The organism is Arthrobacter sp. RT-1, assembly GCF_003367205.1.
Lineage (GTDB): Bacteria > Actinomycetota > Actinomycetes > Actinomycetales > Micrococcaceae > Arthrobacter.
Map to the genome: position 1 here is coordinate 175,547 of NZ_QRGQ01000002.1, position 13,792 is coordinate 189,338.

General features: G+C 66.1%; 12 protein-coding genes. 5 read left to right on the forward strand and 7 right to left on the reverse strand.

The features are described 5' to 3' along the window. Positions 1 to 34 precede the first annotated feature (34 nt). From DXK94_RS02175 to DXK94_RS02200, 6 genes are all read right to left on the reverse strand, one after another. A complete protein-coding gene (locus DXK94_RS02175; RefSeq protein WP_115523936.1) occupies positions 35 to 3,472 on the reverse strand; it encodes a DEAD/DEAH box helicase in 3,438 nt (1,145 codons plus the stop codon). A 211-nt stretch (positions 3,473 to 3,683) separates the two neighbouring features. Continuing rightward, complete coding sequence (locus tag DXK94_RS02180; RefSeq protein ID WP_115523624.1) at positions 3,684 to 4,805, reverse strand: FAD-binding oxidoreductase; 1,122 nt, start codon at positions 4,803 to 4,805, stop codon at positions 3,684 to 3,686. A gap of 46 nt (positions 4,806 to 4,851) precedes the next feature. Beyond that, positions 4,852 to 5,895 (reverse strand): Gfo/Idh/MocA family oxidoreductase, encoded by a 1,044-nt coding sequence (locus DXK94_RS02185; RefSeq protein WP_115523625.1) that lies wholly within the window; start codon positions 5,893 to 5,895, stop codon positions 4,852 to 4,854. Further along, on the reverse strand, positions 5,895 to 6,668 hold the full coding sequence (locus DXK94_RS02190) for an amino acid ABC transporter ATP-binding protein (RefSeq protein WP_115523626.1): 774 nt from the start codon (positions 6,666 to 6,668) through the stop codon (positions 5,895 to 5,897). Before DXK94_RS02190 ends, DXK94_RS02185 begins: the two co-directional genes overlap by 1 nt. Continuing rightward, positions 6,665 to 7,453, reverse strand: coding sequence for an amino acid ABC transporter permease (locus tag DXK94_RS02195; protein WP_079595286.1), 789 nt, complete (start codon positions 7,451 to 7,453; stop codon positions 6,665 to 6,667). Before DXK94_RS02195 ends, DXK94_RS02190 begins: the two co-directional genes overlap by 4 nt. A gap of 87 nt (positions 7,454 to 7,540) precedes the next feature. After that, positions 7,541 to 8,404 carry an ABC transporter substrate-binding protein gene (locus DXK94_RS02200; protein ID WP_115523627.1) on the reverse strand — a complete coding sequence of 288 codons (864 nt, stop codon included), beginning with the start codon at positions 8,402 to 8,404 and terminating at the stop codon, positions 7,541 to 7,543. 184 nt (positions 8,405 to 8,588) lie between these two features. Here DXK94_RS02200 and DXK94_RS02205 point away from each other — a divergent pair, with 184 nt between their 5' ends. After that, complete coding sequence (locus DXK94_RS02205; RefSeq protein ID WP_115523628.1) at positions 8,589 to 9,668, forward strand: LacI family DNA-binding transcriptional regulator; 1,080 nt, start codon at positions 8,589 to 8,591, stop codon at positions 9,666 to 9,668. A gap of 122 nt (positions 9,669 to 9,790) precedes the next feature. Continuing rightward, entirely contained in the window at positions 9,791 to 10,642 is an 852-nt protein-coding gene (locus DXK94_RS02210; protein WP_115523629.1) for an exonuclease SbcCD subunit D C-terminal domain-containing protein, read from the forward strand. 104 nt (positions 10,643 to 10,746) lie between these two features. Here the strand turns inward: DXK94_RS02210 and DXK94_RS02215 are convergent, their stop codons facing one another. After that, the gene (locus tag DXK94_RS02215; protein WP_115523630.1) at positions 10,747 to 11,370 is read right to left on the reverse strand and encodes a DUF5655 domain-containing protein; all 624 of its coding nucleotides are present in this window, start codon (positions 11,368 to 11,370) and stop codon (positions 10,747 to 10,749) included. A 160-nt stretch (positions 11,371 to 11,530) separates the two neighbouring features. Here DXK94_RS02215 and DXK94_RS02220 point away from each other — a divergent pair, with 160 nt between their 5' ends. From DXK94_RS02220 to DXK94_RS02230, 3 genes are all read left to right on the forward strand, one after another. Next, positions 11,531 to 12,202 (forward strand): protein tyrosine phosphatase, encoded by a 672-nt coding sequence (locus DXK94_RS02220; RefSeq protein ID WP_115523631.1) that lies wholly within the window; start codon positions 11,531 to 11,533, stop codon positions 12,200 to 12,202. Positions 12,203 to 12,384: 182 nt separating this feature from the next. Then, positions 12,385 to 12,963, forward strand: a complete 579-nt coding sequence (locus tag DXK94_RS02225) for an RNA polymerase sigma factor (RefSeq protein WP_079595280.1) — start codon at positions 12,385 to 12,387, stop codon at positions 12,961 to 12,963. Then, positions 12,956 to 13,714, forward strand: a complete 759-nt coding sequence (locus tag DXK94_RS02230; RefSeq protein WP_115523632.1) for a hypothetical protein — start codon at positions 12,956 to 12,958, stop codon at positions 13,712 to 13,714. The genes DXK94_RS02225 and DXK94_RS02230 overlap by 8 nt, the downstream gene beginning before the upstream one ends. Positions 13,715 to 13,792 lie beyond the last annotated feature (78 nt).

The following is a 13,792-nucleotide window of genomic DNA, read 5'->3' on the forward strand; positions in this document are numbered from 1 at the left end:
AACGTGTCGAGCAGCGGGGCAGCGGGCGGACCATCTACTCCTTGAACAGCCCCGCCAGGTCCTCGGCCGTGATGGCGCCGCCGGCCAGGGCGTCGCCCTCCATCACGTCGGCGAACAGCTGCGACTTCCGGGCCTTGAGCGCCATGACCTTTTCCTCGATGGTGTCCTTGGCCACCAGCCGGTACACCATCACGTTCCTGGCCTGGCCGATCCGGTGGGTCCGGTCCACTGCCTGCGCCTCGGAGGCCGGGTTCCACCAGGGGTCCAGCAGGAAGACGTAGTCGGCCTCGGTGAGGTTCAGGCCGAAGCCGCCGGCCTTCAGCGAGATCAGGAATACCGGGGCGCTGCCGTTCTTGAACTCACTGACCACGTCGGCACGGTTGCGGGTGCCGCCGTCGAGGTAGCAGTACTCGATCTTCTCCTCATCGAGCCGCTCGCGGACCTTCCCCAGGAAACCGGTGAACTGGCTGAAAATCAGGGCACGGTGGCCCTCGGCGACGAGGTCCTCGAGCTGCTCGAACAACACGTCAAGCTTGCTTGAACGGACCCCCGAAAGCGACGGGTCAACCAGCGAGGCGTCCAAACTGAGCTGCCGCAGCAGGGTCAACGACTGGAAGATGGTGAACCGGTTCTTGTTCACGTCCTCGATCAGCCCCAGGATCTTTTGCCGCTCGCGCTGCAGGTGGGTCTGGTAGACCTTCTGGTGGCGCGGGTTCAGCACCACTTCCAGGATCTGCTCCTGCTTGGGCGGCAGGTCCTTGATCACCTGGTCCTTGGTGCGGCGCATCATCAGCGGACGGACCCGGCGCCGGAGCTTGTCCAGCTGCCCCTTGTCGCCGTTCTTCTCCACCGGCTTCTGGTAGTACTCCGCGAAACGCTTGGGGCTGGAAAAGAGGCCCGGTGCCACGATGGACGTCAGTGCCCAGAACTCCATGAGGTTGTTCTCCAGCGGCGTGCCGGTAATGGCCAGCTTGAAGGCGGCCGGCAGCTTGCGCGCGCACTGGTAGGCCTTGGACTGGTGGTTCTTCACGAACTGCGCCTCGTCCAGTACCAGGCCGGACCACTCACGGGAGGCGTAGGCGTCGTAATCGATGCGGAACAGGGCATACGAGGTGATCACGATGTCCGCCCCGGCCAGCGCATCAGCCACTTCCTGGCCGCTCTTTGCGAACGTCTCGCCGACTGCCTGCACCTTCAACCCGGGCGCAAAGCGTGCGGCCTCCGCCGCCCAGTTGCCCACCACGCTGGTGGGCGCAACCACCAAAAAGGGAGCGACGGCGTCGGGGGACTTCTCCCCGGCCTGTTCCTTCGCCGCGCACATCAGCGCGAGGGCCTGCACGGTCTTGCCGAGGCCCATGTCGTCGGCCAGGACACCGCCCAGGCTGTGCCGGTACAGGAAGGTGAGCCAGTTGAAGCCCTCGAGCTGGTAGGGCCGAAGCTCGGCATTCAGGGTGGCCGGCAGCGGCAGCCCGTCCACGCCGCCTTCCAGGAGGCCGCCCACCGCCGAACGCCAGGCGGCGGCCTGCTCGTCCACGATGCCCAGCTGCGCCAGCTCGTCCCACAGCCCGGCCTGGAAACGGCTGATCTGCAGCGGGGCGTCCTTGTTGTCCTGCAGCGACCGGGCTTCCTCGATCAGCGCCCGCAGCTGGTGCAGCTCCGGCAGGTCCAGCGAGAAGTAGGCGCCGCTGGGGAGCAGCATCTTGGTCTGGCCGGCGGCCAGGGCGGAGAACACGGCCGCGAAGGACACCGGCTGGCCCTCGAGGGAAATCTGGATGCCGAGGTCGAACCAGTCGCGCTGCTCGGTGGCCTTGGTGGAGATGGAGACGACCGGGGCTTCCTCGGCCTCGCGGTAATCGGCGATATCGCCTGCCGTTTCCACCTCCACATCCGGAGCTTCACGCAGCCGCGGCAGCACTTCCTCGGTGAACGCCAGCGTGTCCAGGCCCGTGAGCTCGGCCGACGCCGCCAGGCGGGGAGTGCCCCAGCCGCCGGTTGCCGACTCGCCCAAGGCGGGAACCACCTCCCACGGGTGGCCGATGCCCTCGAGGATGCGGGCTTCTGCGGTGTCGTCGCGGTAGCCGTGGTCGCCGGGGTGGCGCCACAGCGGCTGGGCGGTGACCAGGTTTCCGGTCTTGTAGTGCCACTCCCAATGCAGCCGCACCTTGTGGTCCGCGCCGTAGTTTGCCAGCAGCGAGAGCGTGGGAACGGCAAGCGCGGGAAGCTCGACGGATTCGTCCCGCGCCGTCACCCGGGCCGCCTGCTTGAGCTTGGGATAGAACCCGGTGAGGAAGCGGGACTCATCCTTGGCAGGAATATGCAGCGTGCTGCCGGCCGTGACGAACGCCAGCAGTTCCTCGCTCAAGCCGCCCTCCAGCGGCGCCAGGGTGATGGTGCCGTCGGGGTCCGGAACTCCGGGCAAGGCGGCCTCGCCGGAGGTGAAGAACAGGCCGTGCGCAGGGCGGCCGATCGTCCCCACGGCGGCGGGATCAATCTCGACCCCCTCAACGGTGATGGTGGGCGAAAGTTCCAGCCCGCCGTCGTCGGACGCTTGCTGAGGCGCGTCGCCATCCCCTGCGGGGTCAGCGCTGCCTGCCGCGGGCGCGCCATAGCGCCCGAGATTAAGCCCGACGGCGGCAGGGGCCTCCGCGAGCCGCACCGGTTCGGTGCCGCGCGAGTGGACCAGGGCGAGCCCGATCTTGCGGGCGTCGGACAGCAGGCTCCACAGGTTCTTCCCGGAGTAGGAGTTCAGGCCGAGCCACAGGCCGGACGAATTGTGCATCCGGCTGGCCGACGCGGAATGGGCGGCCAGGAACTCCTGCATCCACTCAACGTGCGCTTCGTTGCACTCGCGGCGGAAGTTCAGGTAGCTCAGCGTGTTCCAGGAGACGTCGCCGCGGATCCACTTGCCCTTGGCACCCATGATGACAGGGCGGGCCTTGAGCTGGCGGACGCTGCGCAGCGGATCCCGGCGGCCTGTGTAGGAGAAGTGCGGGGCCGGTTCCTCGATCTCGAACTGCAGCGCCAGCGGAACTCCGGTGCCGGAGGGTGCGCCCCCTGGCTGCGAGATCAGCGGGCTGAGGGCCTGTTCCCAGTCGGACAGGGCGGCGGCCGACGGCTCCCGGGCCACCTGGGTGGCGGTTGCGGGTGACAGCAGCTGGACGCGGATGGCGGGGTTGTCCTCGGCCGCGAAGAGCAGCGCCGCCACGTGCTTGCAGTCCTTGCGGACGGGGCAGCTGCACACCCCAACCGTGCAGCTCCAGCCGCCGGCTTTGCGGACCAGCTTGGCCGTGGTGGAGTACGGAACCTCGGCGCCTCCCCGGACCTTGCCCAGCATCAGGCCGGTGCCGGCATCAAACGAGATCCCGGAGACGCGGCTGCCCATGGCATAGGCCAGTCCCGCCGCGAGGGAGCGGTCGTTGATGGCGGGTGTCTGAATCGCCAGTGCCGCACTCTCGTCCGGTTGGGATGGCATGGTGCGCGCTACTTTCAGCAGGACACGGCGGAACCGCGTCCGGTGGTTGGTTATCTGATCCATCTTAGTTCGCTGCCGGGGCGGGGTGCGCGCTGCCCCTCGACGAGTGGACAACCTGATCAGCAAAGGATGCGGCAGAACGAACGAGGCCGTGGCGTGCCGCTGCGGAAACAGCGGCACGCCACGGCCTGCGGGGAAGGGTGGCTGGATGCTAGGAGAACCGCTCCGGACGGAAGGTTTCGAGCATTGGATGCCGTTCCCCTGTAAGGATTTCTCCCGCCAGGAGCTCGCCCGCGATCAGGCCGAGCGTCGCGCCGGAGTGTGTAAAGGCCACAAAGCAGCCCGGAACCTTGCCGAGTTCGCCAAAGACCGGTTCCCCGTCACCCGGGATCGGCTTGTAGCCGATCTTCCATGACGCAGGCTTGAGCTCGGGGTTGCCTTGAACCAGCTTGGAGGCTTCGTCTGCCAGTTCCTGGACTACCTCATCGGGGATTCTGAAGCTGCCGTCGGCATGCTCAGTGATGTTCTCCTCGTACCAGTCGTGGTCCAGGGCGAGGGTGTTTCCGGGGTTGGGCCGCACGGCCGCGCGGGGCGTGTTCAGCACCGGGGCCAGGCCGTGCTCCACCGGCTTGGTGATAACCAGCATGGAGACCGGCGAACCATTGGGGATGTTGACACCCAGCGGCGCCACAACGGCCGGGGTTGCGGCTCCGCAGGCAACCAGGACGGCGTCGGCACCGTGCACGGCACCGGAAGCGGCCTGCACCCCGACAGCCCGCCCGCCTTCAACCACCACCGAAGCTTTTCCTGCATTGAGGACCAGTTCACCCCCGAGTTCGTGGAACTCCGCCATCAGGAACTCCACCAGGTCCGGCAGGCTCACCCAGCCTTCGCCGGGGTTGAAGATGGCGTTCTCAGGTACGGCTGCGGCATCCACGCCCGGGGCCACTCCGGGGATCTCGGCGGGGGCCAGCAGCTTCGAGTCGTAGCCCTTGTTCCGTTCATAGCGGTGGCGGGCAGCCGTGGCATCCGCCTGGCCTTCCGCGTTCCACATCAGTCCGCCGTCAAACTGGAGCCATTCGCGGGAGGGGTCGGCAGCGAACAGCGTCCGGTACCGGTCAACCCCCGCCATGCGGAGCAGGTGATAGGGCGTGGAGCGTTCCCCCGCGGAATTGAGCCATGAGAGCGACCTGCCTGAGGCCTCGCTGGTCAAACCGCTTTCGGTGAGCAGGACTACCGAGGCACCTTCGCGCAGCAGGTGGACGGCGGTGGAAACACCAAGGATTCCGCCACCGATGACGGCAACTTTCCTGGCGGAGTTGGTGGAAGACATGGGTACTCGCTTTCCTGTGTAAAGGGATGTGCCGTGACGTGCTGTGTCAGGCAAGGGCATGGACTTCTTCAATGACTTTCAAGACTTCGACGGCGTCTGCCGGGTCAACCGGGAGCGGCGCCCCGCGGAGGAGTGCGTCGGCGAGGAGCCGGTAGAACTCGGGATAGGCCCCCCGCTCGGCGGGAACGGCCCTTGTGGCGCCGTCCACCCCCAGGACCCCCCAAGAGACCTGGGGGTCCACGCCATAGCCGGGATCGGTGGGGAGGACCCCGGCATCAAGTGCAGGTTCCTGCCCGTCCAGTCCCCACTTGGTGTAACCGGCTGCCGAGCCAAGCACATGGAACCGGGGGCCTGCCTGCGGGGCGGCGCCGTTCATCCAGAGCCGGGCGCGTACGCCCGATTCGTGCAGCAGGGACACGAAGGCTTCCTGTTCCGGGCCTGGCCGGCCCGTGCCCTGCCCGGCTGTTTCGCCGTAGCTGCGCGCCACGGGCCCAAACAGCTGGATGGCCTGGTCGATGAGGTGGGCGCCCAGGTCATGGAGGATGCCGCCGCCCTCCGCCGTGGTGGCGGAGTCGCGCCAGTTCCCGAAACCTTCCGGGCGCCACCACTCGAACCGTGATTCGAACGTCCGGACCTCGCCCAGCCCACCGGCCTCCAGGAGCTTTTTGAGGGTCAGGAAATCCGCGTCCCACCGGCGGTTCTGGAAGACCGTCAGCTGAACGCCGGCGTCGGCCGCTCTGGCGGCCAGCTCTTCGCCGTGTGCGGATGTGGTGACGAATGGCTTGTCCACCACAACGTGCAGCTTGTGGGCGATCGCCCTCGAAGCGAAGTCGAAATGGGTGACCGGAGGGGTACCCAGAACCACCAGGTCAAGGTCGGCTGACAGTGCGAACAGGGCCTCCGCCGTCGGGACAATCCGGGCCCGCGGGTAGCGGGCTGCTGCTGCGGCAGCGCGGTCCGGGTCCGCAGTGACAATCACGTCCAGTGAATAGGACGGGTCCGCCTCGATCAGGGGTGCATGGAAGACGCGTCCGGAAATCCCGAAGCCGACGACGGCGGTACGGATGGGTCCTTTGCTGACCTTCGCCATCACAGCACCTCGGAGAGGAAACGCTGGAGGCGTTCGCTCTTGGGGTTGTCGAAGATGTCCGCGGGCGTGCCCGCTTCGACTACTTCGCCTTCATCCATAAAGACGACCTGGTCGGCCACTTTCCGGGCAAAGCCCATTTCGTGCGTCACCACCACCATGGTCATGCCCCGCTTTGCAAGCGACGCCATGAGGGTCAGGACGCCCTTGACCAGCTCGGGGTCCAGGGCGCTGGTGGCCTCGTCGAAGAGCATCACTTCGGGTTCCATGGCGAGGGCACGGGCAATGGCCACGCGCTGCTGCTGTCCGCCGGAAAGGTCCCGTGGACGGTGGTCGGCACGTTCGGCAAGGCCCACCTCGGCCAGGCGGAGGCGTGCCCGCTCCCGTGCCTCTGCCTTGGGCATCTTCTTGACGCTCCAGAGGGCGAGGGCCACATTCTCCAGGGCTGTGTGGTCCGGGAAGAGGTTGAAGTGCTGGAAGACCATCCCGATCCGGCTGCGCAGGATGTCAGGGTTGACCTTCAGTACGCTCTCGCCCGCCAGGAGCACGTCGCCGCCTTTGGGTTCGTGGAGCCTGTTGACCCCGCGGAGCAGGGTGGACTTGCCCGAGCCCGATGGCCCGATGATGCAGGTGGTGGTGCCGGGGGCCACGGTAAGGCTGACGTTGCGGAGCACCTCGATGTCCCCGTACGCCATGGTCAGGTTTTTGAGTTCCAGGCTGGATCCGTGGAAGGTCTGGATGTCAGCGGTGGGGTTGGCGCTGGTGCTGGTGATCATGTGTTGCTCCCGGTAGTGAGCGGCGAGGCCGCGTCGAGTTCCTTGACTTCCTTGAGGCCGCTGGAGGGGGCCGCGGGACGGCGTTTTCCTGCCCGGAAGCGGCTGTCGAAGTAGTTCACCAGGTGCGTCAGCGGCACGGTGATGATGAGGTAGAAGATGCCGGCCATCACCAGCGGGGAGAGGTTTCCGGAGAGGACTGCGGCGTCCTGGCCCACGCGGAAGAGTTCACGTTCGCTGACCAGCAGGCCGAGGAAGTAGACGAGTGAGGAGTCCTTGACGATGGCGATGAACTGGTTGACCAGTGCCGGCAGTACGCGGCGGATGCCCTGGGGAATGACCACGAGTGCCATTGATTTGCCGTAGCTCATGCCCAGGGCGCGGCAGGCCTCGCCCTGGCCCTTGTCCACGCTTTGGATGCCGGCACGGAAGATCTCACCGATGTAGGCGCTGGCGATCAGGCTTAGGGCGATGATGCCCAAGGGGTACGGCGAAGGGCCGAAGATGGACTGGCTCAGCCGGGCGAACCCCTGGCCGATCAGCAGGATGGTAAGGATGGCCGGCAAGCCACGGAACAGGTCCGTGTAAATGCGGGCCGGGACCCGCAGCCACCGGGACGGTGAAATGCCCATAACGGCGACGATCATGCCGAGCACCAGGCCAATGATCGTGGCCGAGACGGAAATGATGAGGGTGTTCAGGAGGCCCACGCCCAGAAGTTGGGGCAGGACTTCGACCATTGCTTCGAAGTCGAAGAAGGTGCGGATGATGGTGTTGAGCCAGTCCATGGTTGCTCTCAGACGTTGTTAGCTGGTGGAACGGGGGCGGTCATGGCGGGTAATTCCGGTGGACCGCCCCCGCAACCTTGGGAGGGGTTAGTTACTGGGCGCCGGGCTGGACGTCTGCTCGGCCTTGGGAAGGTACTGCTCGGGCATCGGGGAGCCCGGGAACCACTTTTCGTAGAGCTTCTTCCAGGTGCCGTCCTCCATGGCTTCGGCCAAGCCCTTGTTCAGGGCCTCCTTGAATTCGGTCTTGCCCTTGGCGACGGCGAAGCCGGCGGGAGCGTCGAAGGACGGGATATCTGCTGCGCTCACCAGGCCAAACTGTTCCTGGTAGGACTTGGCGGCCTCGTAGTCGAGGAAGTGCGCGTCAACAGCGCCGCTGTTGACGGCCGAGACTGCGGTGTTGTTGTCCGGGAAGCGCACCAGGCTTGCGGAGGTGAAGTTCTTGACGGCGTAGGCCTCCTGCAGCGTTCCCTGGACGACGCCCAGGCGCTTGCCGGAGAGCCCTTCCTGATCGTTGATGCCGGACGTCTTGGTGGTGATGATGGTCAGGTAGCCGGCCAGGTAGCCGTCGGAGAAATCAACGGTTTCCTTGCGCTTGTCCGTGATGCCGATGGCGGCGACCCCGGCGTCGAACTGCCCGTTGGCGACGGCGGCGAGCAGGCCGGAGAAGTCCTGGCCGGTGAAGACCACGTTGTCTACACCGGCGCGGCGGGCCACGTCCGTAAAGAGTTCCACATCGAAGCCCGTGAACTTACCCTGGGCGTCGGTGAAGGTGTACGGCTTCGAGTCACCCAGGCTGGCGACACGGATGGATCCGGGCTCAATCAGGCCGTAGGGGTTGTCCGCGGATGAGGAGGAAGCAGGAGTGGATGCTCCGCAGCCGGACAGTGCCAGGACCGCGGCGACGGCCGCGGCAACCAGTGTTGCGGGGCGGAAAGTCTTTCGAGTAAACACAGCGAGTTTTCCAATCGAGAGAAGCGGGAGTGGAGGATCGAGATCCGCCGTGGGGTGATGCTTGGCCGGTACCTCTTGCTGAGTCCGGTCTCAGTCTCTAGGATTGAGACCGGACTCACACCGATTGATAGAAATGTAACCCAAGCCACAAAAGGGCGTCAAGCGTCCTACGGGAAAGGCCGAAATGAGTACTGACGCTTCACGACGACGCGATGTAACAGTCGCAGACGTCGCCAAGGCCGCGCAGGTATCCAAGGCCCAGGCAGCACGTGCGCTGGGCAACTATGGCGCAGTGAGTGACGATGTGAGGGAGCGCGTACTGGCAGCAGCGGAAGAGCTGAACTACCGCCCAAATGAACTCGCGCGCAGCATGAACACCGGGAAGTCAAACACGATCGGCGTGGTGGTGGGCGACATCGAGAACCCGCACTTTGGCCTCGCGACCAGGGGCATTACTGACACCGCGAAGAAGAGCGGGTTCAACGTCATCCTGGTCAATACCGATGAGGACACAGCGGCCGAAGTCGACGCAGTGAAGGTGCTGCTGGACAAGCGCGTTGACGGCCTGATCATCGCGCCGGCTTCATCGGTTGATACGCAGCACCTGGCAAGCGTTCACACGTCCGGAAGGCCCTTGGTGCTCCTCGACCGTAGGGCCCAGGGGGTGGAGGTGGACACGGTGGCAGTGGAGATGGAGGGAATCTCCTATGAATCCACCAGCTACCTGATCGGGGAAGGGCACCGCCGGATTGCCTTCATTTCCACCATTCGGACGGATGAGCCTTACTTCGCCGGCCTGCCGCTGGACTCCTCGCAGATCTCGGACCGCCGGGACGGTATGAAGCGTGCGTTCGACGAAGCGGGGCTTCCCCAACCCGAGGACCTGGTCCGGCTCAACGCCGGCGGTCCGGAGTCCATCAGGAAAATCACCCGTGAACTGCTGCAGCAGCCTGATCCCGCCACGGCGATCATTGCCTCGGACGGACTCATCGGGCTCAGCGTCGTCGAGGCGATCCAGGACCTGGGGCTCTCGATCCCGGACGACGTCTCGTTCCTGATGTACGACGACTTTGCCTGGACCCGCCTCACCACACCGCCTCTGACCGTGATTGCGCAGCCCGTCTACGAGATGGGCGTCGCCGCGGCTGAAGCCCTCATCCGCCAGATCCAGGGCAGGAAGGCGCCTGCTGCAAAACCTGAATTTTCCGCAACCCTGGTCAAGAGGGGGTCTGTCGGCATTCCCGGCAGCAGGGCGCACGGTTGACCCTTGTGCAGTTGCTGAAAACTTCGCTAGACGTTCACTTCCTCCTCAATGGGCCGGTAATCCCTCAGCCGTAGCGTGAAAAGCGTCCTGAGCACCACCAGCGAACAGCAGTAAGGATTGCCATGATCACCAGCCAGCAGCCCGTCGTCCTGACCAGCAGCAGCATCGAAGCCAGCGATGAGGAGGCAGTTGAGGCCAATGTGAGCGTGGTGGACGCCATGCACACCGCTCTTCTCCATACCGAGGAGATGTCTCCGGTGGCAGTCCGCAGCTACTACGTGGATTTCTACCTCACGCAGTCACTCGAGGGCGGCTTCGCGCAGTACTCCTTCATGGCCGTGGACCGGTCCGAAACGGACACCCTGATCCGCGAGGGTATGGCCGGCATGGGCGCAACCGCCCACCTGGACCTCTTCAACCGCGCTGTTGCGGCCTACGACGCCCTGACCGAGGAGGAGACCGAGCACTACCTCGACGGCGGACTCGACCAGGCTGCAGAGACCCCCGACGCCGTCCTGCGGATGGAAGAGCTCGACGGCGAGTTCGAGGAGCTGCTGGAGCGGGAGAACATCACCGCACTCAATGCCGCCTGGCTGCGCGGACAGGCCGATCTCCTGGTGCTCGACGACGAAGAGGTGGGCGCGTACATCCAGCGGCTTGCTGCCCTGATCCCGGACCTGCCCGAACGCCAGGCCCAGGCAGAGGCCGAAGCGCTGGAGGACGCCCCGGACTTCGAAATCATCATCCGCGAGCTCTGCAGCGTTGCCGGGTACCAACTCCTCAGGATCACCATGGGGGACCCCAACTACCTGCACGACGGCGAGAAGACCCTGGCCTGGCACTTCTCCACGGACCACGGCGACTTCCTGATGGTGGAGGAAGACGACGAAGCCTTCATGATCAACCCCGAAACCCTCGAAATCGTCGCAGCCGTGGAGTTTGAAGAGGCCGACGCGGACCTCGTGCAGGCCTAGAAACAGGTCGCACGTCCTTCCGGTCCGCCAATTCGCGGGACAGCCACCGGTGCCGCCGTGAATATCCGGCGACTCCGGCGCCTGTCCCGCGAATCAGCGCTTTCCTAGCTGTTCTGCTCCAGGGCCGCGGTCAGGATCTCAAGCAGCTCGTCGTCCACCTGATCGGGAGACACCAGCCGGACCCGAAGCGTAAAGGGATCGTCCGCCCGTGTCCTGACCTGTTCCAGCCGTCCCCCGGCGGGAGCATCAAGGCGCAGGGTCACGTCCACCGCCGAGTTAGTGGACCGGGTCACCTGGGCGAACTTCCGGCGCTGGCTGTGCAGGGACACGTAGCCCTTCCGCATCTGGATCTGGACGCCTTCGGTGGCTGACGCCCAGGCCAGGATGGCATCAGCGATGGGCCGCAGCTGCGGGTGGTTGGCGTACTGGCCGTCGATCAGTTCGTCGGCATCGCGCAGCATGAACTCCGGGTAGCCGAACAGCTCCCAGGACACCGCGTACTGGGCATAGCCCGTCACGCCAAAACCGTCCCGCATCCAGTCGCGGAGTTCCCGGTCGCTGCGGATGCCCGCCGCCCGGGCCTGCTCCACCCAATGGGCCGTATCCTGGCCGGTCTTCCGCAGGAGCAACGCCTTGTTGTTGTCCACCATGGATTGCCAGGTGCCGGCCTCTTTCCGGGGCGCACCGGTTTGTGTGTCGGACTGCTGCGGCTGGTTGCTGTTGGACATGCATCGATCGTAAGGGCGACGGTCCGGTGGTCCTGATACGGACGGGCAATAAAAAAGATTTCCAGCGTTCGTAACCTTTCCGCTGCCCCCGGCGATGTAGGAGGTGATGGGTCCGCACGCCGGGCCCAACCCGATATGTTGTCCAGGTTTGGAGTACTTGATGTCTTTGTTCACCGTTCTCGCCACCAGTAAAGTCGCCGCCGGAGTCCTGGCAGCAGGCACCCTGGCCGTCGGCGGAACCGGCGCAGCCGCCGTTACCGGTGTCCTCCCCGCTGACGCGCAGCAGACCGCGCACGAACTGTTCGGTGCTCCCGCCCCGCAGCTGGCAGCCGAGGCAGCCTCTGACGCCCAGGCCGGTGCGGAGTCCACCACGGATGCTGCAGCCGACGCCGATGCAACGGCAACTGCTGATGCAGCTGCCGACGCCACGGTCAGCGATGAGGAAGCAGCCGCCCAGGGTTCGGCTTCCGTTGCCGCCGGTACTGCCGTTGACGCAGCAGGCGCCGCAGCCTTCGGCCTCTGCACTGCTTTCACCAACGGCAGCCTCAACGCGTCTGCCGAGGGCTTCTCCTCGCTGGTTATTGCCGCCGAAGGCGAAGCTAACGTTGGGGACTTCTGCGCCGATGTTGTTGCGGACGCGGATGCCGCCGCCGAAGCCGGAGCGGCTGCCACAGGCTCCGCCGCCGTTGAGGTTGAACGTCCCGAGCTTCCGGCCGTTCCTGCCGTCCCCGCCGTCCCGCGTGTCGACGGCGAGCCCGCCGTTCCAGCCGTGCCTGCTGTTCCGGTTGAGGGCGCCGACGTCGTGGAAGCCCCCGCGGTTTCAGTCCGCTAGGCACCGTTGGCTAGGGTGGACCGCAGCTGTTTTGTGGCTGCGGCCACTCCGGACTGCAGGAACCAGCCCCCCGTTCCTGCAGTCCCGCCCGCCGGCGGCATGGTGCTGCAGCAGGCGGAAGAAGCAGCGGGGACAGGCAATCCGCACCGCACAACCGGGACAGGCGCACTCCGCGTTCCGGGATGGAGGAGCCGCTGGTGCTAGACACTTTGGCCCATGAAGAGATCGACATATTCGACAGCGCAGCCGGAACAGATCCCGCTGTGCTGTTCGGCGCTGCCTATCGGTCCTTCGCCGGCCCCGTCCAGGGCTACCTCAAGGCCCGCGGTGTTGACGACCCGGAAGCGGTAACGCAGGACGTGTTCCTGGCGTTCTATCCGAAGATCCAAGGGCTCACCGGCGGCCTGCAGGGCGCCAAATCCTTGATCTTCTCCATTGCCCACGCCCGCATGGTGGACCACTACCGCCGGCTGGAGCGCAGGCCGCAACTGACGCCCTACGATCCCCAGCATGACGGCCGCACAACGCCGTCGGCGGAGGACCAGGCCGTGGAACTGGACGGCGGGGCCGCCGCGATGCTGGACGGCCTCAGCGGGGAACACCAGGAAGTACTGGCGCTCCGCGTGGTGGCGGACCTGTCCATCGAACAGGTGGCGGGCATCATGGGCAAAAGCACCGGGGCCATCAAACAGCTCCAGCGAAGGGCCCTTCAGAACCTCAAAGCACAGACGCTCTCAAGAAACCAGGCGAATCATGAGTGACACCGCAGGATCCCGCAGCGACGGATTCGTTGACCAGCTGCTGCTGGAGGCAGGGCTGGACGACGACGGACAGCTCCATCCAGCGCTCCTGCAACTCCGCGCCCTGGGTGCTGTGACGCCGGAACCCTCCGCGGAGGTCGCAGCCCTGATGCAGCGCGCCGAGGAGGTGGCGGCTTCAACCAGCGCCGCCGCACCTGCTGCGGCCGCGCCAGTTGAGACCGCAGCAGTATCCGCCGCCGCACCCCCCGATGAGCTGGCCGCGCGGCGCCGGGCCAAGCGGCGCGTCACCCTGACAGCACTGTCCGTGGCCGTCTCGCTGTCCGCCGGCGGAGCCGTCGCCGCGGCTTCCGACCAGGGGTTCCGGGACTCCTTCAGCCGGTTCAACCATGCCGTCACGTCGTTTGTGACGGGATCCACCGGGGTACCCGCGGGGAACCCGGCTGATGAACCCGCAGCCCCGGTTCCTGCCACGCCGGCAACCCAAGCAGCCGAAGAGACTGTCCCGGCCGCACCAGGTCCCGCCGGGCAACCGGCGGAGGTGACGCCGTCGAACGCTCCCGCCCCGCCGGAAACGGCAGCCGGGCAGGACGCCGCCCCGGGGAAGCCGGCCGGCCTTCCTGCTGCGGAGGACCTGGCCACCGCCGTTCCGGATGATCTCACCAACGGTGTAGGCCAGCCGCCGCAGGTGCCCGTCCCCGGCGCGTCAGAACTTCCGCTGCCCGGGACTCTCCCCGCAGTTCCGCTGCGCTAGCTGCGGTAGGGCGCCTGCGGCCCGTTTTTCCGGCCGCCGCCCGCCATTCAAGCCCTGCCGCGAAGAGCATGGAGGCGG

What these genes read in the sequence shown, in the direction of transcription:
- DXK94_RS02175 (WP_115523936.1), bottom strand. Translation starts at nt 3,472, where the DNA reads ATGCCATCCCAACCGGACGAGAGTGCGGCACTGGCGATTCAGACACCC.
- DXK94_RS02180 (WP_115523624.1), bottom strand. Translation starts at nt 4,805, where the DNA reads ATGTCTTCCACCAACTCCGCCAGGAAAGTTGCCGTCATCGGTGGCGGA.
- DXK94_RS02185 (WP_115523625.1), bottom strand. Translation starts at nt 5,895, where the DNA reads ATGGCGAAGGTCAGCAAAGGACCCATCCGTACCGCCGTCGTCGGCTTC.
- DXK94_RS02190 (WP_115523626.1), bottom strand. Translation starts at nt 6,668, where the DNA reads ATGATCACCAGCACCAGCGCCAACCCCACCGCTGACATCCAGACCTTC.
- DXK94_RS02195 (WP_079595286.1), bottom strand. Translation starts at nt 7,453, where the DNA reads ATGGACTGGCTCAACACCATCATCCGCACCTTCTTCGACTTCGAAGCA.
- DXK94_RS02205 (WP_115523628.1), top strand. Translation starts at nt 8,589, where the DNA reads ATGAGTACTGACGCTTCACGACGACGCGATGTAACAGTCGCAGACGTC.
- DXK94_RS02210 (WP_115523629.1), top strand. Translation starts at nt 9,791, where the DNA reads ATGATCACCAGCCAGCAGCCCGTCGTCCTGACCAGCAGCAGCATCGAA.
- DXK94_RS02215 (WP_115523630.1), bottom strand. Translation starts at nt 11,370, where the DNA reads ATGTCCAACAGCAACCAGCCGCAGCAGTCCGACACACAAACCGGTGCG.
- DXK94_RS02220 (WP_115523631.1), top strand. Translation starts at nt 11,531, where the DNA reads ATGTCTTTGTTCACCGTTCTCGCCACCAGTAAAGTCGCCGCCGGAGTC.
- DXK94_RS02225 (WP_079595280.1), top strand. Translation starts at nt 12,385, where the DNA reads ATGGAGGAGCCGCTGGTGCTAGACACTTTGGCCCATGAAGAGATCGAC.
- DXK94_RS02230 (WP_115523632.1), top strand. Translation starts at nt 12,956, where the DNA reads ATGAGTGACACCGCAGGATCCCGCAGCGACGGATTCGTTGACCAGCTG.